The organism is Geminicoccaceae bacterium (assembly GCA_020638465.1).
Lineage (GTDB): Bacteria > Pseudomonadota > Alphaproteobacteria > Geminicoccales > Geminicoccaceae > JAGREO01.
In genome coordinates, this window is the sequence record JACKIM010000001.1 from 1176962 (window position 1) to 1197587 (window position 20626).

Consider the following 20626-nt stretch of genomic DNA (forward strand, 5'->3'; position numbering starts at 1 on the left):
CTTGGTTTTGGAATGTGACGATTTGTTCCAGTCAAATATCTTGGATCGCCCCTTTGTATCTGGTCTCATTGCAGATAGAGATTGTCTCTTGCATGAGACGGGTGAGATCCGCCCTGTCCTTGAGCCAGATCAATGAAGTCATCTGCGGTTACGCGCAGGGCATCCCTGTTGGCGCCACCTGTATGGAAGTTCCATGGACGAAGCCGTCACGATCGAACAGGTCGAATCCCGCAAGGAGCAGCGTGATTCGAAGCTCTACCGAGGGCGGGTCGAGGTCTATGCCCGCTCGGTGAAGGGCAAGTTCAGGCGCATCAAGTGGGCCGTGCTCACGGCGCTGCTGGCGCTTTATTACATTGCACCGTGGATTCGCTGGGAACGGCCGGGCGCCGCGCCCGATCAGGCGATCCTTGCCGATTTTACTACGCGGCGGCTGTATTTCTTCTGGATCGAGATCTGGCCGCAGGAGGTCTACTACCTCACGGGCATCCTCATGCTCGCGGCCTTCGGGCTGTTTCTCGCCACCGCCCTGTTCGGCCGCCTGTGGTGCGGCTTCACCTGCCCGCAGACCGTATGGACGGACCTGTTCATGATGGTGGAGCGCTGGATCGAGGGCGACCGCAACGTCCGCATGCGCTTCGACAAGGCGCCCTGGACAGCACGGAAACTGCGCAAGCGCATCCTGAAGCACGCGGTCTGGCTGTTCATCGCATTCTGGACCGGCGGCGCGTGGATCATGTACTTCAACGATGCGCCGACGGTGACGGTCGATTTCTGGACCGGAAATGCCGGTCTTTCCGTGTATTTCTTCACCTTCCTGTTCACCGCAACGACCTACCTGCTGGCAGGGCACGCCCGCGAACAGGTGTGCACATACATGTGTCCGTGGCCGCGCATCCAGGGCTCGCTGGTCGACGAGGACACCATGGCGGTGACCTACGAGGCCTGGCGTGGCGAGCCGCGCGGCAAGCACAAGAAGGGCGAGGACTGGGAAGGACGCGGGGATTGCGTGTCCTGCCGCCAGTGCGTGGCCGTCTGTCCCATGGGCATCGACATCCGTGACGGCTTCCAGCTCGAATGCATCGGCTGCGGCCTGTGCATCGACGCGTGCAACAGCGTGATGGAAAAGGTCGACCGCCCGCGGAATCTCATCGCCTATGACAGCGAACGGAACCAGGAGCTGCGCGCCGAGGGAAAGCCTTCGGAAAACCACCTTGTCCGTGCGCGGACGGTCCTCTACGCGGCAATTCTGGCATTGGTGGCCATGGTCATGCTGGCGGCACTCGTCACGCGCAAGACATCCGACGTCAACATCCTTCCCGAGCGCAACCCCCTGTTCGTGCTGCTCGCCGATGGCAGCATCCGCAACGCCTACACGTTGAAGATCATGAACAAGGAGAATACGGACCGGACCTTCGAGCTGACCGTGCCGGGGCTTGACGACGCGAGGCTGGAAAAGCTGGGGGATACCGAACCTTCGAGATCCGTCGAGATGGTTGTGCCCATGGACGGTGTCGGTACCTACAAGGTGATGGTGATCCTGCCCAGAAAGGACATCGAGGGCCATTCCATGGATCTGGATTTCGTTCTGACGGACAAGGCGACCGGCGACAGCACCCTCCATGCGACGGTATTCAGGGGGCCATGACGGTGGAACGGGAACGGCAGCGCGGCTGGTGGATTCCCTGGCTGTTCGTCGGCCTGTTCGGTGTGGTGCTGGTCGCCAACGGTACGATGATCTTCTATGCGGCCAATAGCTGGACGGGTCTCGCGACGACCGGGTCGTATGAAAAAGGGTTGAAATACAACGAGAATCTTGCTGCGGCGGAAGCCCAGGACGAACTGGGATGGGATTTCGCCCTTGAGGTGAAGCTGGATCAGGGCCTGACCGGCCACCTGCTCGTCCAGCTGCGGGACCTTGAGGGCCAGCCGCTCAATGACGCCGACATCGAGGTGAAGTTCGAACGTCCCACCCATGAGGGCGACGATTTCAGCGTGGTCCCCGCCTTCGTCGGCCAGGGAAGGTACGAGGCTGAATTTACCGCGACGATGGCCGGTATATGGAACACGCACACCGTCATTCGCCGTGGCGATGACTTTCTTGTGCGTGACGGCCGTCACGTGCTGCGCTGATGGCCACGGTCATCCCGCGGGCGGTCGACCCGAAACCCTTCATCCAGTCGACGGAGGGGAAGACCGCCCACCGCCTTCACCTCATGGTGGAAGGGGTTCATTGCGGCGGTTGCGTGCGCAAGATCGAGAAGGCGCTGTCCGGGCTCCCCGGTGTCGATCAGGCACGGGTGAATCTCACGACCCGGCGGCTCACCGTCGGCTGGCACGGCGATCCCGCCATCGGCCAGCGGGTCACCGAAACGGTCCGGGATCTGGGTTATGGCGCCGTGCCGTTCGATCCCGAACGGCTGGGGGCCATCGACCAGTCCCATGAGAAGTACCTGCTGCGCTGTCTTGCCGTGGCAGGCTTCGCCGCCTCCAATGTCATGCTGCTGGCCGTGTCCGTCTGGGCCGGTCATTTCGAGGGCATGGGCGAGGCGACCCGCGCGTTCCTCCACTGGTTCGAAGCCCTCGTGACCCTGCCGGCCGTGGCCTACGCTGGACGACCATTCTTCCGGTCGGCGATATCGGTCCTGCGCAACGGGCACACCAACATGGACGTGCCCATCAGCCTGGCCCTGCTGCTGGCCTGCGGCATGAGCCTGCTGGAGACCGTCACCGGTGGCGAGCATGTCTATTTCGACAGTGCGGTGACGTTGCTCTTCTTCCTGCTCGTCGGCCGCTATCTCGACACACGGGCACGGGGCAGCGCACGCGCCGCTGCCCAGCGGCTGCTGGCCATTGGCGCCAAGGCCGTGACCCGGATCGCCGCAGACGGCTCGACGCAGGCGGTGCGATCGGAAGATCTGGTCAAGGGAGACCGGATCCTGATCGCCACCGGCGAACGCATCGGCGCCGACGGGGTCCTGCTCTCCGGGCATGCCGAACTCGACATGAGCACGATTTCGGGGGAAAGCGCGCCCTTGGGGATCGTTTCGGGCGAGCGGATGTTCGCCGGGACGATCAATCTCGGTGCCGCCGTGGAAATGCGGGTGACATCGGCCGGCGAGGGGACGCTGCTTGCCGAGATCGTGCGCATGATGGAGATGGCCGAACAGAAACGCGGCCGGTTCGTCAGCCTGGCTGACCGGGTGGCCGGTTTCTACGCGCCGGCGGTCCACAGTCTCGCTGCGGTGGCCTTCCTGTACTGGTGGCTGATCGGCGGGCTTGGCTGGCAGGAATCGCTGCTGATAGCGGTCGCCGTGCTGGTCGTCACCTGTCCCTGCGCCCTGGGCCTTGCCGTTCCGGCCGTGCAGGTCGTGGCGAGCGGCCGTCTGATGCGCCAGGGGATCCTGCTCAAGTCGGCAACCGCACTTGAGCGCCTCGCCGATATCGACCGGGTCGTGTTCGACAAGACCGGGACGCTGACGGAAGGGGTGCTGGAACTGGAGCGGCCCGTCGATGACGAGGCATTGCGCATTGCTGCCGGAATGGCCGCGAATTCGACGCATCCGCTCGCGCGGGCCGTCGCGGCGGCCTGCCCCGATGCACCGCGGTTGAAGCCGGTGCGGGAAATTGCCGGGTCGGGGCTGGTCCATGACGATGTCCGGCTTGGCCGGGCGGGTTTTGCCGGTCCCGACGTCGAGGGCGGCGATGAGCCGGAATTGTGGCTCGACCGTCCGGGACATGAGCCGGTGCGGTTCGTCTTTTCGGACCGGGTGCGCGATGATGCCGCACTGGTGGTCGATGCGCTGGCCGGGCGCGGGCTCGGCGTGGCCATGCTGTCGGGCGACCGGGAGCCGGTGGCGGCAGCCGTTGCCCGGGAGGTCGGCATCGGGGACTACGAGGCGCGCTGCACGCCCGCCGACAAGGTCCGGGCGCTTCAGGATGAGGCGGATGCCGGGCATCGGGTCATGATGGTGGGCGATGGTCTCAACGATGCGCCGGCATTGGCTGCTGCCCATGTCTCCGTGTCTCCGACGAGCGCGGCGGATATCAGCCAGATGGCTGCCGACGTTGTCTTCCAGGGGCGGCACCTTTCCCCGATTATGGAATTACTTGGTGTGGCACGAAGTTCGCGGCGGCTGGTCCTTCAGAATCTCGTCATGGCCTTCGGCTACAACGCGATAACCATACCGCTGGCGATGGCGGGATATGTCACGCCACTTCTGGCAGCCATTGCCATGTCGACAAGTTCCATCGTCGTTGTTTCCAATGCTCTCCGATTGTCGAGAATTTCTATACATTGACACTTGTACCGAATTTCCGGTCTATCTTGATACCGAGAAGTTTGGAGGAACGAGCATGAATAACCAGCCGACCCGCCTCGACGAACCCGGCCGCGGCCGCATCTACGACAGCATCGCCGAAACGGTGGGCAATACTCCGCTCGTTCGCGTGCCGCGGTTCAGCGGGGAACGGGGGCTGAGGGCTGATCTTCTGCTCAAGCTGGAGTTCTTCAACCCGCTGGCGAGCGTGAAGGATCGCATCGGCCTGTCGATGATCGATGCGATGGAAGCCGAGGGGCTGCTCAAGCCCGGTGGAACGATCGTCGAGCCGACGTCCGGAAATACCGGCATTGCCCTGGCGTTCATGTGCGCGTCGCGTGGTTATCGGCTCATTCTGACCATGCCGGAGTCGATGTCCGTCGAACGGCGCAAGATGCTTCGGTTCCTTGGGGCGGAGATCGAACTCACGCCGCGCGAGAAGGGCATGAAGGGGGCCATCGACCGGGCGAGGGAACTGCTGCGCGAGATCGATGGCTCGATCATGCCCGGGCAGTTCGAGAATCCGGCCAATCCAGCCATTCACCGCCATACGACCGCTCTGGAGATCTGGAACGATACCGGCGGCAAGGTCGATGCCGTGGTCAGTGGTGTCGGCACCGGCGGCACGCTCACCGGCTGCGGTCAGGTGCTCAAGGAGAAGAAGCCGGACCTCAGGATGATCGCCGTCGAGCCCGAAGCGAGTCCGGTCCTTTCGGGCGGCAACCCTGCGCCCCACATGATCCAGGGGATCGGTGCCGGCTTCATTCCCGATATTCTCGATACCGATCTTATCGACGAAGTGGTCAAGATTGCCAACGAAACCGCGCTGCAGACCTCGCGTGAACTGGCAAGACTCGAGGGAATTCCGGCCGGCATCAGCTCCGGCGCGGCGGTGGCGGCGGCCTGCGAAGTCGCCGAGCGCCCGGAGATGGAGGGCAAGATGGTTGTCGTTATCGTCCCGTCCTTCGCGGAGCGCTACATCACGACTGCACTTTTCGAGGGGTATTGACCGGTTGATCTGCATCAACGCCATGATGTGACCCCGCAGCCAGACTCACGAACCGGGTTCGTGTCGACCAGGAGGACGTAAGCCGTATGGACCAGAACGACCGCACGCCTGTGGAGGCCGAAGCGCCGAAGCTCAAGGATACAACCGACGCCGGCGGGGCGTCCAACGGCAGCGCTCCGTCTGTGGTTGCAGGCACCGCCGAGACAGGGAGCGAACCTGCCGTCGCCCGTGAAACCGGCAAGTCTGCCAAGGCTACTACGCCCAAATCGGGGAAAGTTGCCAAAAGTAGAAAATCTGCCGGACCTTCCGTTGCGGCTGATGGGAGCGGGAAGGATGGTGCGATTGCTGTCGACGGCGAACCGCCTGCGGCAGGGGAAGGCAGCCGTGCCCATGTGCTGGCGGAAATGCGCCGCGATCCTGCACTCATCCGGAGAATGTTTGAAACAGGGGAATATCCCTATCATTCGAAGATCCGCCGGAGGACCTACGAAAAGCAGAAGGCCGAACTTCAGGTCGAGCTGCTGAAGGCGCAGGCCTGGATCAAGGACACGCAGCAGAAGGTCGTGCTGCTGTTCGAGGGGCGCGACGCTGCCGGCAAGGGCGGCACGATCAAGCGTTTCATGGAGCACCTCAATCCGCGCGGCGCCAAGGTCATTGCCCTGGAAAAGCCGTCCGAGCGCGAGAAGACCCAGTGGTTCTTCCAGCGCTACATCCAGCACCTGCCGGCCGGCGGCGAAATCGTCATGTTCGACCGCTCGTGGTACAACCGGGCCGGCGTGGAGCGGGTCATGGGCTTCTGCACGGCCAACGAGTACCTCGAATTCATGCGCCAGTGCCCCGAGGTCGAGCGAATGCTCGTGCGCAGCGGGATCTGGATGTTCAAGTACTGGTTCTCGGTGACCCAGGAAGAGCAGTCGCGCCGCTTCGCCGCCCGCGAGCACGACCCGCTCAAGCAGTGGAAGCTGTCGCCCATGGATCGCGCCTCGATGGATCGCTGGCCCGAATATACCGAGGCCAAGGAAGCGATGTTCTTCTACACCGACATCGCCGACGCGCCCTGGACCATCATCAAGTCCGACGACAAGAAGCGCGCACGGCTCGAAACCATGCGCCACTTCCTCAATGTGCTGCCTTATCCGGACAAGAACTTTCACCTCATCCACGAGCCGGATCCGCTGATCGTCGGGCACAGCGAGCACGTGATCGGCCGTAGCGAGAACGTGCTCGTGAATAGCCAGCACCCCGACAAGCGCAAGGCGAACGCCGACGGGGTCAGCAAATCCTGAACCCGCGATAACCCTCGGCTGCCACCCTGTCGCAGATCTCGCGATAGGGCGGGCAGCCGACATAGGGCATGAACACCCGCGGCTTGCCGGGAATATTGGCCCCGAGATACCAGCTGTTGCAGGTGGGGTAGAGGGTACGGCCGGCCACCTCCCGCACGTGTTCGACCCACTGCGCCTCGGCGTCGGCCTCCGCCTCGATCCGTGTCCGGCCATCCGATGCCAGCGCCGCCAGACAGTCGCTCACCCATTCGACATGCTGCTCGATCGACGCCAGCATGTTGCTCAGCACCGACGGGCTGCCCGGTCCGGTGATGGTGAAGAGGTTGGGGAATCCCTCCACCATCAGGCCCAGATAGCTCACCGGCCCTTCGCTCCACTTCTGCTTCAGCGTCCGCCCGCCGGTACCCTCGATGCGAATGCGATCCAGGCTGCCGGTCATCGCATCGAAGCCGGTGGCAAAGACGATGTCGTCCAGCTCGAAGGTCCGCCCGCCGGCCACCAGCCCGCCCTCGGTGATCCGTCCGATTGGCGCTTGCGAAATGTCGACCAGTTCCACATGGGGAAGGTTGAACGTCTCGTAATAGCCGGTGTCGACGCACAGCCGCTTGCAGCCGATCACGCTCGCGGGCGTCAGCCGTTCGGCCACCTGCGGGTCCTTCACCGCCTGGGCGATCTTGCGCCTGATGAAGTTGCCGGCCAGTTCGTTGGACCGCGGGTTCGTCAACTGGTCGGCGAAGCAGTTGTTGAACGACAGCCCGCCCAGCTGCCAGCGATCCTCGTAGACCTGCTCGCGCTCCGCATCGTCGACCTCCAGCGCGGATCGCGGATCGAAGGGGAAATCGATGTAGTTGCGGCGCATCCGCGCCCGTGCCCGGATCTCGGCGTAATGCGCCTTCATCTCCGCCTGCTCGTCCTCGCCGAGCGGACGGTTGCGCGCCGGAACAATGAAGTTGGGCGTGCGCTGGAACACCGTGAGGCGCGCCGCCTCCTCCGCGATCACCGGGATCGACTGCACGGCCGAAGACCCCGTTCCGATCACGCCCACCCGCCGGCCGGTGAAATCAATCTTCTCATGCGGCCATTCGCCGGTATGGAAGACGCGTCCGCCGAAACTGTCCAGCCCCTCCATTGTCGGGCGATTGGGAGACGACAGGCAGCCCGTGGCAAGGATCAGGAAGCGGGCATCGAGCGCCAGACCCTGCGCGTCGACATGCCAGAGGTTCCCGTCGTCGTCGAACCGGGCCCGCTCCACCCGTGTCGAGAAGGTGATGTCCCGACGCAGATCGAACCGTTCGGCCACATGTCGCGCATAGTCGAGAATCTCCGGTTGTGACGCAAACCGCTCGCTCCACTCCCACTCCTGCTCAAGCGCCTTGTCGAAGGAATAGGAATATTCGAGACTCTGGATATCGCATCGCGCGCCCGGATAGCGGTTCCAGTACCATGTCCCGCCGACATCGTCTCCGGCCTCGATCACACGGGCGGTCATGCCCAGGCCGCGCAGCCGATGCAGCATGTAGAGCCCTGAAAATCCCGCCCCGACAATCACGGCATCAAACGCGTGTCGCTCAACCAAGTGAATTCCTCCCCGAATTCATAACTCCGACACCGGTATCCTAGCAGCATCGGCAGGGCATGCGATCCTTGAGGAAGGAAAGGGAGGAAGAAAAAGGGAGGTCCTACAATTACACTATTTTCATTGTAAAATAACCCCGCACGAAGGCGTCAGGGGATGCCGGAGAGCGATTTTCCGAATACCGGGTGGGGTTTGCAGACCGGCAGCGGCCGCAGCGTTGGCACGGGCGGCACAGGCGGCGGCGGCAGGTCGGGGAAATCGCCGGGCGGAAGCGCGCGGATCAGGCGCAGTTCGTCCGGCGCGAAGATGGCAAACGCTCCCGCCTGCGGGGTCGTCATCATCGCGTCGAGGATATGCTCGTGGAGACTTTTCAGCAGGCGGGACCGTCCCCTGGCGCGGAGCCTTTCCTCCTCGCTGCGGGATTTCCTCGCCCTTGCGGGTTTCGCCGCTCCGGGAGTGTCCTTCGTGAGCGACCATGGCACCGGGCAGACATCCGGCACGTCGATCCCTCTGGCCACCGACTTCAGCAGCGAGGTGATGACATTCCCCATTCCCCTGCGTCCGGCACGATCCAGCCATGCCCTTTCGGCACCATCCGCCGATGCGACGGATTGCGCCAGGGAGTTGTCCTGCAACTGGCGGAACCAGTCGCGGGAGTGAAACAGCAGCAGACGGTGGAGGATCACCCGGAGGCCATGACCACCATGTGGGGATAGTCCCGCCCGCATCGCCGACAGGACACCCGCCACATGCGGCAGATGTTCCAGCCCGTCGACCTCCGCCACATCAAGCCGGACCTGCGGCCCCGACAGCACCCCGCGCCGCCCGGTCGCCACCAGCCAGCACACCTTCAGGAAACGAACCGCGCCCCAGCGAAAGACCCGGCCGGCGAGTTTGCGCGGCAATATGGGGAGAGACGTGGTGGGGGTGTGGGACATGGGGGGAGGTTATGATGGAAGGGTAGCGCAAGAGTCAAGGAATTTTTTCTTATAAATGATTTCGACATCTGTCGTGCCGGTCAAGCCATACCCGGTGAACGGACCAAGACAAAGCGCTTCATGTGGAAAGCGAAGGTTCGGACCGGTTCACGGAAAATCAAAAAGTCGCGAGAATATTCAATGCAAATCAAGATTTTATGGCAAAAATTCTGGAAAAACAGGGAGTTGATAAATTTTACGAAAATTGGTGTGGCTTTTTAAGGTAGTTCCATCCGGTGTGCAAGTTTTTATTATGGCATTTTTAAGGCGAGCTTATTACACTGGCCGGTGTTGCTAATGCCAATCAGGAGGTTACAAGCAAAATGTCCTTGCAAGAGCATGTCGTAAGTCTCCGAAGCAAGCATGCCCGTCTCGAACAGCTTATCGACGACGAGCAACATAGACCCCTTCCTGACCAGACAACTCTTGCGAAGCTCAAACGGGAAAAGCTCCGGGTCAAGGATGAGCTGGAGAATTTACAATTGGAAGTTGAGAGTCGTGCGGGAGCTGCCAGCTCCGCAACCATCAACTGAACTTCGGCAAGGTCGCGTGAGCGGCCGTTTTCGTTTGTAGCCCGCATCAGCGGCGGCATGTTGTTCCTTGATGTGTTTTTCGCCGGATGCGGAGGAATGTCGACAGGGACTGCGGTCCTTGGCGCAGAACATGTGACCAGAACTCCAACGGGCTTCGCGACAGGGCACCTGAAGGTGCCCTGTCCTGTATCGATGGACCCGTTGCGACGACAACGTGATTCAGAGCAGGTTGCGCGAAGAGAGATTCCGCAGCAGGGCAGTGGTACCGAAGACCCATGGTGCCGCCTTGTCGGAAGTTGTCACATCGTTGACAAGCGCTCCCAGTCCCGCACTGCGGATGGTGACGATGTCGCCCGCCTTGTGGGTGAAGCCTTCTCCCTTGACGTCCCGGTCCTCGGTGGGCGCAAACATGGTTCCGCAGAAGAGCACCGCGCCATCGGGGTATTGGTGCGTATGGCCGCAAAGCGCCTGGGCGAGGTCCAGCGGGTCGCGGCTGATCTGGCTCATTGAACTCGAACCGCGCAGGACGAAGCCGTCCTTGCCGGTCACTTCGAGCTCGACCGTTTCGCCGCGCACGTCATCAAGACCGTAGCTGTCGTCGAAGAGGCGGATGAACGGGCCGATGGAGCAGGATGCGTTGTTGTCCTTGGCCTTGCTCAGCAACAGCGCACTGCGCCCCTCGAAATCGCGCAGGTTGACGTCGTTTCCGAGCGTCGCGCCGACGATGCGGCCTTTGGAAGATATGGCCAGCACCACCTCGGGTTCGGGGTTGTTCCAGTTCGACCGCGGATGCAGGCCCACCTGGTCACCATGGCCGACAGCGCTCATTGGTTGCGCTTTGGTGAATATTTCCGCATCGACACCGATGCCGACTTCCAGATATTGCGACCAGAGGCCCTGTTCGATCAGGTGATCCTTGAGTTTCAGCGCGCCCTGCGAGCCCGGTTCGACCGAGCGCAAATCGCCGCCGATCAGCGACTCGACGCGGGTGCGGATATCGAGCGCCCTCGCTGCATCGCCACGCGCCTGCTCTTCGATGACCCGCTCCAGCATGCTCCTGACGAAGGTCACGCCTGCCGCCTTGAGGGCCTGCAGGTCGACGGGAGCAAGCAGGCGCGGGGTTGTCGGCGACCGATCGGCGGCAACCGTGGAGCGCAGCAACTCGTCGAGACCCATGAGGCGCTCGCCCTGCACGGAACGCGCGGCATCGGCCGGATCGTCGAGATCGAGCAGTTCGCTCATCAGCGGGAACTTGCGGGTCAGGTCGACCAGGCCGTCCCGTTCGACCCGCACGACATGCGGGCCGTCATCGAGCCACACGCGCCCGAGCAGCGTTCCCTTGCAGCCATCTTCCGGCAGTGTCCGTTCGGCGGACAGTTCAAGGCTCATCGTTTCTCCCCTTGCTGATGATGTGTCGGAGGCGGGCGGCGTCAAAGCCCGCGCGCCCGCTCCCGGAGCTGGAATTTCTGGACCTTGCCGGTCGAAGTCTTGGGCAGCGGGCCGAAAATGAACGTCCTGGGGACCTTGTAATGGGCGAGATGTTCCCGGCAGTGCGTCTGGAGTTCGGCGTGGGAGACCTCTGTACCCTCCTTCAATGTGACGAAGGCACAGGGAGTCTCGCCCCACTTTTCGTCGGGACGGGCGACGACGGCGGCTTCAAGAACGGAAGGGTGGCGATAGAGCGCCCCTTCCACCTCGATCGAGGAGATATTCTCGCCGCCGGAAATGATGATGTCCTTCGACCGGTCCCTGATCTCGACATAGCCGTCGGCGTGGCAGACAGCGAGGTCGCCGGTGTGGAACCATCCTCCGGCAAAGGCGGTGTCGGTGGCCTCCCGGTTCTTGAGGTAGCCCTTCATGACGTCGTGGCCCCGCATCATGATCTCGCCGACGGTCGTTCCATCGCGCGGAACTTCCACCATGGTTCCGGGATCCATGACCGACAGCCCTTCGAGCACGGGATAGCGCACGCCCTGCCGGGCCATCCGGTCGGCGCGGGCACGGCTGTCGAGGCCGGACCAGTCATCCTGGACCGCGCAGACGGTCGCGGGACCATAGACTTCGGTGAGGCCGTAGACGTGCGTGACCTCGATGCCGAGCCGTTCCATCCTTTCGAGTACGGCAGCCGGCGGCGCTGAGGCCGCCGTCATCATCCGCACCTTGTGGCCGAAGTCGCGCCGGTCGCTGTCGGGTGCATTCACGATGAGGCTCATGACGATCGGAGCGCCGCACAGATGGGTGACGCCATGTTCGGCGATCGCGGTGTAGATGGCGGCGCTCTCGACCCGTCGCAGGCAGACATGCGTCCCGGCCTGAAGGCAGACCGTCCATGGAAAGCACCACCCGTTGCAGTGAAACATCGGCAGTGTCCAGAGATAGACCGAAGCCTGTTCCATGCCCCATACGATCACGTTGCCGACCGCATTCAGATAGGCGCCCCGATGATGGTAGACGACCCCCTTGGGGTGGCCGGTCGTGCCCGACGTGTAGTTCAGCGATATGGCCTGCCATTCGTCGGCGGGGAGAAGGGGATCGAAATCGGCATCGCCCGAACGCAGGAACGCCTCGTATTCGATGTCTCCCGGAGAGGTCCCGGTGGCGCCGCGATATTCCGGGTCGATGATGTCGACGACGGCGACCTTGCGGCCGATACTGTCCAGTGCTTCCCGGATCGCCGGTGCGAACTCGCTGTCGACCAGGATCAGGCGGGTTTCACTGTGTTCGATGATGTAGGCAAGGGTCGCGGCGTCGAGGCGGTAGTTGAGCGCGTTGAGGACCGCACCGGCCATGGGAACGCCGTAATGGGCCTCGACCATCGCCGGGATATTGGGGGCCATGATCGCCACCGTATCTCCGGGAACGATGCCGTTCTTCACCAGCGCCGACGCGAGCCTGCGGCAGCGTTCGCGCAGTTCGGCGTAGCTGCGCCGGATCGGGCCGTGGATGACCGCGATGCGTTCGGGGTGGATGTCGGCGGTACGTTCCAGGAAGCTCAATGGTGTCAGGCTGGTGAAATTCGCATCGTTGCGATCGAGGTTCCGTTCGTACGCGGATTGCGCCGGGTGCCGGCAGTAGCGTGTCATCGGATCGATTCACCTCCCCAATAGGCACGGCATTCCGAATGCGCCTGCCTGCCAGTTGCACGCAGCGACGGTGTGCCGTTTGCCCATACATATCAGGATGGCCGCGAGCCTGAAACAAGGCATGCGCATGAGTCTGCTCCCGTCATGCGCTTCTTCGATGACTTCTTCGCGAAATCCGGCAATTCGGGAAGATTGCAAACATGGAAACGCCGCCGGAATCGATCCGGCGGCGCATCTGGCAAGTCTTTCCGAGAGGATCGGACGTTCAGCGGGCGGCGGCGACGCGCATGGGGCCCGTACGCAGGACAAGGCAATCCTGCTTCTGGCGGTGCAGCGCCTTGCATGCGGTCTCGGCTTCCTTCTGGCTCAGGCCGACGAGGCGGGAACGATAGACCGGCCGCCGGCCGCTGCGCAGGGCGCTGACGTCGACATTCCCCTTGAGCAGGATCGACGGCAGTTTCTGGGCTATCCTGTACGCCTGACGTCGCGCCTTGTTCGCGTCATGGTAGGCACCGACCTGAACACCGTAATCTCCCTGGGCGAGCTGCTTGGGCTGGCCTTCCTTGAGGCGCATTCCCGGCTTGGGGGCCGGCAGCATCAGGTCGTCATCCGAGGCGACGACGGGGGCCACCACCACCGGCAAATCGCCGGAATCATCGACGAGAGATTCGGCCAGTGCCACGATCTGCGGCTCGTCAGTCTGCGTGCCGGCCATCGCCGGCTTGGGCAACACGGGATCGATGCTGGCCAATACCGTAGCCGGCGCCGCGGGCTTGATCCTGGGGGGACCCAATACGAGGAGCGGCGCCGGTTCGGGTTTCTTCGGAAGTTTCGAAAAACCCAGATCCATCAGGCGGGCAACTTCCGCATCACGCGAGGTTGCCGTGCGGCCACCGAATACCACGGTGATGATGCGACGGCCGTTCCGCTTCGCCGACGCCGCGAGATTGAATCCCGAAGCCTGGATGTAACCCGTCTTGAGACCATCCATGCCGTCATAACGCTTCATCAACCTGTTATGGGTGCGATAGGTCCGACCATTGTAGCGAAAGGAAGCCGCACTGAAATACCGGTAACGGTCGCCATGCCTGGAAATCAGGCTGCGGGCGAGTGTCGCCATGTCGCGGGCAGTGGTCTTCTGGTGGCGATTGGGCAGGCCGGATGCGTTCTTGAAGGTCGTCTTGCTCATGCCGAGCGCACGCGCCTTCTTGGTCATCTTGATCGCGAACTGGATCTCGCTGTCGGCCAGCGCCTCGGCAATGACGACAGCGACGTCGTTGGCCGACTTGGTGGTCAGGGCGAAGATGGCATCCTCGACGCTGATCGTCGCGCCCCGCTTCAGGCCAAGGCGCGAGGCCGGCATGCCGGCGGCCCTGCGGCTGACCTTCAGTTTCGATTTCAGGCTCAGCTTTCCGGCGTCCATCGCGTCGAACAGCATGTACAAGGTCATCATCTTCGTCAGCGAGGCCGGATAGACCAGCTTGTCCACGTGACTGGAATGGATGATCTTGCCGGTATCATAGTCCATGACGATAGCGGTGTACTGACGCGCAGCGGCCGGAGTTGCCGTCGCGAACCATGCCATGGCCAGGACAGCCATGACTCTCACGCCAAATTTGAACACGCCTGTCACGATCACGGGTCCTTCGACGATGGGTGAATGTCCAACCGCTGCACGCAGCATTCCAGATAACGAACGTCAGCTGCAATACTTATCGCAAATGGTTAACGTTCGATTAAAGGAAATCAACTAACAGGCGTACTTTTTTATGGAATTGTGTCGCATGCGTTCCCGTCGTGCGATCATTCCGCAACAGGCTCAAGCCACTTCTTGTAGATGTATCCCTCCTGGCCATTGGGCAGGACGACCCTTTTCCAACCGAGCTTCTCGCCGATGACCCGCACCTTGACATTGCCGTCCACTGCTCCGACCCGAGCATCGTCGTTGCTGGGTCCCGCGCGAAAATACACGGCCGAAATCGTCCGATAGATGTCCCCGTTGCCGGAATCGGCCGGGGCAACGGCCTGTTCCGCGGCCGTGCTTTCCGGTTCCGTCCTTGCGGTGTCGCCGCCGGTCGTGGCAGCGTCATCCACGCCCCTATCCGCGGCAACCGGTGCCGTGGGAACGGATGCGGCCGCCGATTCCGCATCGGTAGTCGTCTGCGCCATGGAGGATTCCGGAATCGCGGGAGGCGAGTTGCTGGCGGTCGGGGTAGCTGCCGGAGCCGACATGGCGGCTTCAAGTTGACCCACGACCCTCTTGAGATCGGCATTCTCGGGATCTCTCGCGAGCGCGGCCTTGTAGTCGGCAAGCGCACCGTCGAGGTCACCTTCTTCCGCGTTCAGCTGGGCGCGCTTGATATAGGCCGCGGGGTGGGTCGGATCGGTCGCGATGGCTGAGTCGAAGTCGGCGCGAGCTTTTTCGGCCGAGTTCTCCTTGATGTAATCCATGCCGCGCTTCAGGTAAGCGACGCGCAGGTTGCGCAAGGTGGTCTCGTCCTTGGGGGACAGCGTCAGTGCCTTGCTGTAGTCCTCTATGGCACGATCGGTGTCTCCGATCTCACCGAGTGCGACACCTCGATTGTTGTAGGTGATCGCCAGCGCCTCCGGATCGAGTTCGCCCGAGGTGATCGCCCTGCCGAAGGCGTCGATGGCAAGTTGGTACTGACCGGATTTGAAAGCCGTGTTGCCTTCCTTCACATCAGTCAGTGCATCGGCATGTGCGGAACCTTGCCATAGGACAAGAGCGAAAGCGGCGAGGATCAGCAGACCGCGCATTCCATCAAACTCCTTTCAAGGGGGAGGACCATCGTCCACGGTGCGCATTCATCAAGGCAAAAGTGTAGCATTCAAAAGCCATTTCGTCAGCCGCGCTTCCTGGCATTCCGGGTCTTGCGCAACTTCTGCCGAAGCGGCTCCGCCGCACCTTCATGAACATTCTGCGGACTTCGGGTCAGTGCGACAGCTCCGGCCGGCACATTTCTGGTAATCACGCTTCCGGCTCCGACAATGGCACCATCGCCAATGCTGACCGGGGCAACCAGTGCCGAATTCGAGCCGATGAAAACCCGTTCGCCCAGTTCGGTCCGATGCTTGCCGAAGCCGTCATAATTGCAGGTGATCGTTCCGGCGCCGATGTTCGAGCCGCCGCCCACGCTGCAATCGCCGAGATAGGTGAGGTGGTTCGCCTTGGCTCCGGGACCGAGTTCCGCATTCTTGATCTCGACGAAATTGCCCACGTGGACATCGGCTGCAAGCCTGGAACCGGGGCGCAACCGCGCATAGGGGCCAACAATTGCGCCGGGGCCGATATCGGCATCCTCGACATGGCTGAATGCGCGGATGCGCGCACCTTCGCCCACCTGCGCGCGACCGGCAAAGACCACATTGGGCTCAATAACCGCTCCGGCACAGATATCGACATCGGCACAAAGCCAGACGGTCTCGGGAGCAGGCATGATCACTCCGGCATCCATCAACTCCGTCCGGCGGCGATTCTGCCAGATGGCTTCGGCCTCGGCAAGCTGTGCCTGGGAATTGACGCCGTGACCTTCCTGCCAGGGCCCTTCGAGCGATACGCAATTATAGCCACGCCGAACAGCCAGAGTGACGATATCCGTCAGGTAATACTCGTTCTTTTCCGGTTGCAGTTCGATGGCTTCGACCAGCTCGCGCAGCAATGCGCCGTCGATGGCCATCACGCCGGAATTGCACAGGCCCTCGCGGCGCAGCTTCTCGTCGGCATGACGATGCTCGACGATCTCGACAAGATGCCCGTCATCGCCGATCCGCAAGCGGCCGTAGCCATCGTTCGCGGGCGGATTCATGCCGAGCACCGCGACGGCGGCGCCATGAAGTTCCCGCGCAGCCACAAGGCGCCGTACGGTATCCTCCAGCAACAGTGGAGTGTCGCCGAACAGTACAAGAACCGTTCCGCGGCCTTCCAGACCGCCCATCGCCGCAGCGACCGCATGCCCGGTGCCCAGGGGGGGATCCTGAATAGCGATACGAAGTTCCGGGTCGATTTCCCGGGCGACGTTTTCCACGGTCTCCATGCCGGGAGCGAGAACCAGGACCGTTCGCTCGCAGCCGAGATCTTGTGTCAGCTTCAGGACATGTCCTATCAGCGGTCGACCGGCCAGCGGATGCAAAACCTTGGGAAGAGGTGCGCGCATCCGCGTACCCTTGCCGGCTGCAAGGACTACAGCGCTCAAAAGCCCCACGCTCATCGGTCACCTGCTCATGAAAGATTCGAGGTCCGAGGGTCGAACTAGCGTTCATGACGGATCGATGCAAGGTCGCCTGTATGCCGATCAGCCACCGATACGCCGGCATTTGTCGTCACCGGGGTCTCCGGGGATGATCTGCCATCCCGGGATCACGGATTGTAGATCACGCCGCCGAGGACCGGCGGCATATGGACTCCCAGATTGACCGGCCCCAGATCGAGCCCGGCGTTCTTGTGCTGCCAGCCGCTCATGTAGGTGACATTCCATCGCCTGTCGTCATGAGTGAGAACGAAGCGACGGTCGTTGAAACCGTGACAGTGACCACCCCGCGACGGATCCTCGGCATTGACCCCGCCGACAACGTCATAACGGAGATTGACTTCAATCCGGTCCGCATTTCTCGACACTTCATTGACACGCGTGATGGCATTCATTCGCGGGTTGGTGCAAAGGGCGCGATTCTCGACGGCCCATTTTTCGTAATAGTCGCGCACGCTCCGCTCCACCTGCGGGTCGAGGCCGTCGGTCATGGCCCCGCACCCGCAGAGAATGCCCATGGCGACCCCGAGAAGCGAGCCCGGTGCCCGGATGCCGCCCGTCCTGCGATATCCCGATACCTTTTCGACCATCCGGGCTCCTCCGCCTGCCATTTCCACACGAATAGCCATGTCATGCGGTCGATGCTACGGTTCCGCCAGAAGAATCAACGGGAGAGTGGAATGCGGTTCGCGGGCAAGGCGGTGATCGTCACGGGTGCAGGGCGCGGCATCGGGCTTGCATGCGCGCGTCGCTTCGCAAGCGAGGGAGCCTACGTGATCGTTGCCGAGCGGGATGAGCAGTCAGGATCGCAGGCGGCCGCGATGATTGTATCCGACGGCGGCCTTGCCCAGTTCGTCCACACCGACGTCGCCGATGCGCGATCGGCCGGGGCGGTCGTCGATGCGACACTGGAATGGGCCGGTCGCGTCGATGTCTTGATCAACAACGCCGGGATCGTCCGGACAGGCAATATTCTCGATATGACAGAGGCCGATTTTGACGATGTGATCGGTGTCAACCTCAAGGGGGCATTCCTGGTCGGTCAGGCCGCTGCAAACGTCATGGCCCAGCGAGGCGGCGGAGCCATCGTGAACATGTCGTCGATCAACGCGCAGGTCGCGATCGCCGACCAGCTCGCCTATGTCGTCAGCAAGGGCGGGCTCAATCAGCTTACCCGTGCGATGGCCCTGGGGCTGGCCGATCGCAACATTCGCGTGAATGCCATCGGGCCGGGATCAATCCGCACCGAAATGCTCGACCAGGTGATGAACGATGACAGCGCGCGCTACCGCATCCTGTCGCGTACACCCTTGATGCGTCCGGGCGAGCCGGATGAGATCGCGGCACTCGCGGCTTTTCTTGCAAGTGACGAAGCGAGCTATATAACCGGCGAAATCATCTACGCTGATGGCGGTCGCCTCGCCCTCAACTATACCGTGTCCGTACCCGATTGAACCCGTGGTCTTCGCGATTCCGGGGAATTGCGTCGCCAGGCAGGTTTCGACGGTCCGGGGCAAGCGGGGCCATCAGCAGGATCAGACGCCGAGGAGCTATTTATGGACAGACCCCTCATGCCCAAGGCGACGGCCGTGTGGCTCGTCGACAATACCGGGCTGACCTTCGACCAGATCGCCGACTTCTGCGGCCTCCATCCGCTTGAGGTCAAGGGCATCGCCGATGGTGAGGTGGCGACCGGGATTCGCGGCCTTGATCCTGTCAGTCAGGGAATTTTGTCGCGCGAGGAGCTTCTTCGTTGCCAGAAAGACCCCAAGACGCGATTGAAGGCGCTTCGGTCGATCGCCCTGGACATCAAGCAGCCCAAGCGCAAGGAGCCGCGCTACACGCCGCTGTCGAAGCGCCAGGATCGCCCCGACGCGATTGCCTGGCTGTTGCGGCATCATCCCGAGCTCGCGGACCAGCAGATCTGCCGCCTGCTTGGAACTACCAAGAACACGGTCCAGGCGGTTCGCGACCGCACCCACTGGAAAAGCCAGGACATTCGCCCGCGCGATCCGGTATTCCTCGGTTTGTGCCAGCAGATCGAGCTGGACGAGGCCGTGGCCAAGGCGCGCGCGCAGCGTCCCGAGGATGTCCCTGTCGCCCCGCCTCCGGACTATGACGATGAGCAGCCGGAACTCGGTGAGGGGGGGATGCCCGCCGAGTTCCAGCTCGACGACAAGCCCTGAGTCCATCGCTGCCGTCCTGCCGGGAACAGCCGGAACCGACGGGGCAGGGAAACTGCCAGGAAGATTGCGGGTGGCGGGCTCCTTCGACCGCCTTTTCTCATGCCCTTGCGGTGCGGGTCATGGCCTGAACCGCAAGGGTGAGAAGAACAATTCCTGGCGGGAAGTGCCTGCTGTCATCATTTTCAACAAGGTAATAATTCTCACACCTGTTGTCCAACATGTTGAATTTGCGAGAATTATGAAAATTTCAAAAGCATGAACTTTGTCATGGTAGCCTTGTAAGCGGTTTGGTAAGGTTTCCTCATGTGTGGAAGGCGGGAGAGGTCGCAACGCCCCTCCTGTCCGCTCTTGCAATTCAGAGGAGGGAACCATGAAGAAACTGGCAGTTGCTGTCGGTGCTTCGCTGATGGCGTTCGGCTTTGCTTCGGGAAGCATGGCGGCCGAAGAGCGCTTCATCACGATCGGAACCGGCGGGCAGACCGGTGTCTACTACGTGGTCGGCCAGTCGATCTGCAAGCTCGTCAACCGCGCCGCGGCCGATCATGGCATCAAGTGCACGGCTCCTTCGACCGGTGGATCGATTGCCAACATCAACGCGATCCGCGAAGGATCGATGGACATGGGAGTGGCCCAGTCCGACTGGCAGTACAATGCCTATCATGGCACGTCGAAGTTCGAGGAAAACGGTCCGTTCGAGGACTTGCGCGCCGTGTTTTCCGTGCATGCCGAACCGTTCACGGTGGTTGCCCGCGATGATGCCGACATCAACAGTTTCGACGACCTGAAGGGCAAGCGCGTCAATGTCGGCAATCCCGGGTCCGGGCAGCGCGGCACGATGGAAGTCATCATGCAGGCGAAGGGCTGGACCATGGATGACTTCCTGCTCGCCTCCGAGCTGAAGTCCGCCGAACAGTCCGCTGCACTCGGCGACAACAAGGTCGATGCGATCATCTTTACCGTCGGCCACCCCAACGGTTCGATCCAGGAAGCCACCACCACGACCGACGCCCATCTGGTTCCGGTTGAAGGCCCCGAGATCGACAAGCTGGTCGAGGAAAACTCCTATTATTCGAAGGCCGTCATTCCCGGCGGGATGTACAAGGGGTCGGATACGGACACCAACACCTTCGGTGTCCGTGCCACTTTCGTGTCTTCGGCCAAGGTGGACGATGAGGTCGTCTATGAGGTCGTCAAGGCCGTGTTCGACAATTTCGACCGCTTCAAGGGACTGCACCCGGCTTTCGCCCATCTCACGGAAGAAGAGATGATTTCCGCCGGTCTCTCCGCTCCGCTGCACCCCGGTGCCGAGCGCTACTATCGGGAGCGTGGCTGGATCCAGTAGGTCCTGCCGCGTCGCTCGCAGGCTGTCGGTGCGGCTCCCGTGGGGCACAT

The 20626-nt window shown here is 62.3% G+C and carries 17 protein-coding genes; 9 read left to right on the forward strand and 8 right to left on the reverse strand.

What is annotated here, in order from left to right:
* The first annotated feature begins 193 nt into the window (after positions 1-193).
* The 5 genes from ccoG (at position 194) to ppk2 (ending at position 6611) form a co-directional block, all read left to right on the forward strand.
* Positions 194-1645, forward strand: a complete 1452-nt coding sequence (ccoG, locus tag H6851_05615; protein ID MCB9943084.1) for a cytochrome c oxidase accessory protein CcoG — start codon at positions 194-196, stop codon at positions 1643-1645.
* Positions 1642-2130 carry a FixH family protein gene (locus H6851_05620; GenBank protein MCB9943085.1) on the forward strand — a complete coding sequence of 163 codons (489 nt, stop codon included), beginning with the start codon at positions 1642-1644 and terminating at the stop codon, positions 2128-2130. Before ccoG ends, H6851_05620 begins: the two co-directional genes overlap by 4 nt.
* Complete coding sequence (gene cadA, locus H6851_05625; GenBank protein MCB9943086.1) at positions 2130-4298, forward strand: cadmium-translocating P-type ATPase; 2169 nt, start codon at positions 2130-2132, stop codon at positions 4296-4298. The genes H6851_05620 and cadA overlap by 1 nt, the downstream gene beginning before the upstream one ends.
* Positions 4299-4353: 55 nt before the next feature.
* Entirely contained in the window at positions 4354-5325 is a 972-nt protein-coding gene (cysK, locus tag H6851_05630) for a cysteine synthase A (GenBank protein ID MCB9943087.1), read from the forward strand.
* An 86-nt stretch (positions 5326-5411) separates the two neighbouring features.
* Positions 5412-6611, forward strand: a complete 1200-nt coding sequence (gene ppk2 / locus H6851_05635; protein MCB9943088.1) for a polyphosphate kinase 2 — start codon at positions 5412-5414, stop codon at positions 6609-6611.
* Here the strand turns inward: ppk2 and H6851_05640 are convergent.
* Together H6851_05640 and H6851_05645 are read right to left on the reverse strand one after the other, a co-directional pair.
* The gene (locus H6851_05640; GenBank protein ID MCB9943089.1) at positions 6598-8127 is read right to left on the reverse strand and encodes an NAD(P)/FAD-dependent oxidoreductase; all 1530 of its coding nucleotides are present in this window, start codon (positions 8125-8127) and stop codon (positions 6598-6600) included. The two genes, ppk2 and H6851_05640, sit on opposite strands and share 14 nt — an antisense overlap.
* A gap of 209 nt (positions 8128-8336) precedes the next feature.
* Positions 8337-9125 (reverse strand): hypothetical protein, encoded by a 789-nt coding sequence (locus tag H6851_05645; GenBank protein ID MCB9943090.1) that lies wholly within the window; start codon positions 9123-9125, stop codon positions 8337-8339.
* Positions 9126-9487: 362 nt separating this feature from the next.
* Here H6851_05645 and H6851_05650 point away from each other — a divergent pair, with 362 nt between their 5' ends.
* Positions 9488-9697, forward strand: a complete 210-nt coding sequence (locus H6851_05650; protein MCB9943091.1) for a YdcH family protein — start codon at positions 9488-9490, stop codon at positions 9695-9697.
* Between the two features lie 219 nt (positions 9698-9916).
* Here H6851_05650 and H6851_05655 read toward each other — a convergent pair whose 3' ends face one another.
* The 6 genes from H6851_05655 to H6851_05680 form a co-directional block, all read right to left on the reverse strand.
* Entirely contained in the window at positions 9917-11086 is a 1170-nt protein-coding gene (locus H6851_05655; protein ID MCB9943092.1) for a fumarylacetoacetate hydrolase family protein, read from the reverse strand.
* A 41-nt stretch (positions 11087-11127) separates the two neighbouring features.
* Positions 11128-12780 carry an acyl-CoA synthetase gene (locus tag H6851_05660; protein MCB9943093.1) on the reverse strand — a complete coding sequence of 551 codons (1653 nt, stop codon included), beginning with the start codon at positions 12778-12780 and terminating at the stop codon, positions 11128-11130.
* 265 nt (positions 12781-13045) lie between these two features.
* Positions 13046-14380 (reverse strand): D-alanyl-D-alanine carboxypeptidase, encoded by a 1335-nt coding sequence (locus tag H6851_05665; GenBank protein MCB9943094.1) that lies wholly within the window; start codon positions 14378-14380, stop codon positions 13046-13048.
* Between the two features lie 203 nt (positions 14381-14583).
* Entirely contained in the window at positions 14584-15558 is a 975-nt protein-coding gene (locus H6851_05670) for a tetratricopeptide repeat protein (protein ID MCB9943095.1), read from the reverse strand.
* A gap of 86 nt (positions 15559-15644) precedes the next feature.
* Positions 15645-17009, reverse strand: a complete 1365-nt coding sequence (glmU, locus tag H6851_05675; GenBank protein ID MCB9943096.1) for a bifunctional UDP-N-acetylglucosamine diphosphorylase/glucosamine-1-phosphate N-acetyltransferase GlmU — start codon at positions 17007-17009, stop codon at positions 15645-15647.
* 149 nt (positions 17010-17158) lie between these two features.
* Positions 17159-17638, reverse strand: coding sequence for a hypothetical protein (locus tag H6851_05680; GenBank protein MCB9943097.1), 480 nt, complete (start codon positions 17636-17638; stop codon positions 17159-17161).
* Positions 17639-17728: 90 nt separating this feature from the next.
* On the opposite strand from H6851_05680, the gene H6851_05685 reads away from it, so the two are divergent.
* From H6851_05685 to H6851_05695, 3 genes are all read left to right on the forward strand, one after another.
* Complete coding sequence (locus H6851_05685; GenBank protein ID MCB9943098.1) at positions 17729-18502, forward strand: SDR family oxidoreductase; 774 nt, start codon at positions 17729-17731, stop codon at positions 18500-18502.
* A gap of 102 nt (positions 18503-18604) precedes the next feature.
* Complete coding sequence (locus tag H6851_05690; protein ID MCB9943099.1) at positions 18605-19234, forward strand: DUF1013 domain-containing protein; 630 nt, start codon at positions 18605-18607, stop codon at positions 19232-19234.
* A gap of 370 nt (positions 19235-19604) precedes the next feature.
* Positions 19605-20576 (forward strand): TAXI family TRAP transporter solute-binding subunit, encoded by a 972-nt coding sequence (locus H6851_05695; protein MCB9943100.1) that lies wholly within the window; start codon positions 19605-19607, stop codon positions 20574-20576.
* Positions 20577-20626: the final 50 nt, after the last annotated feature.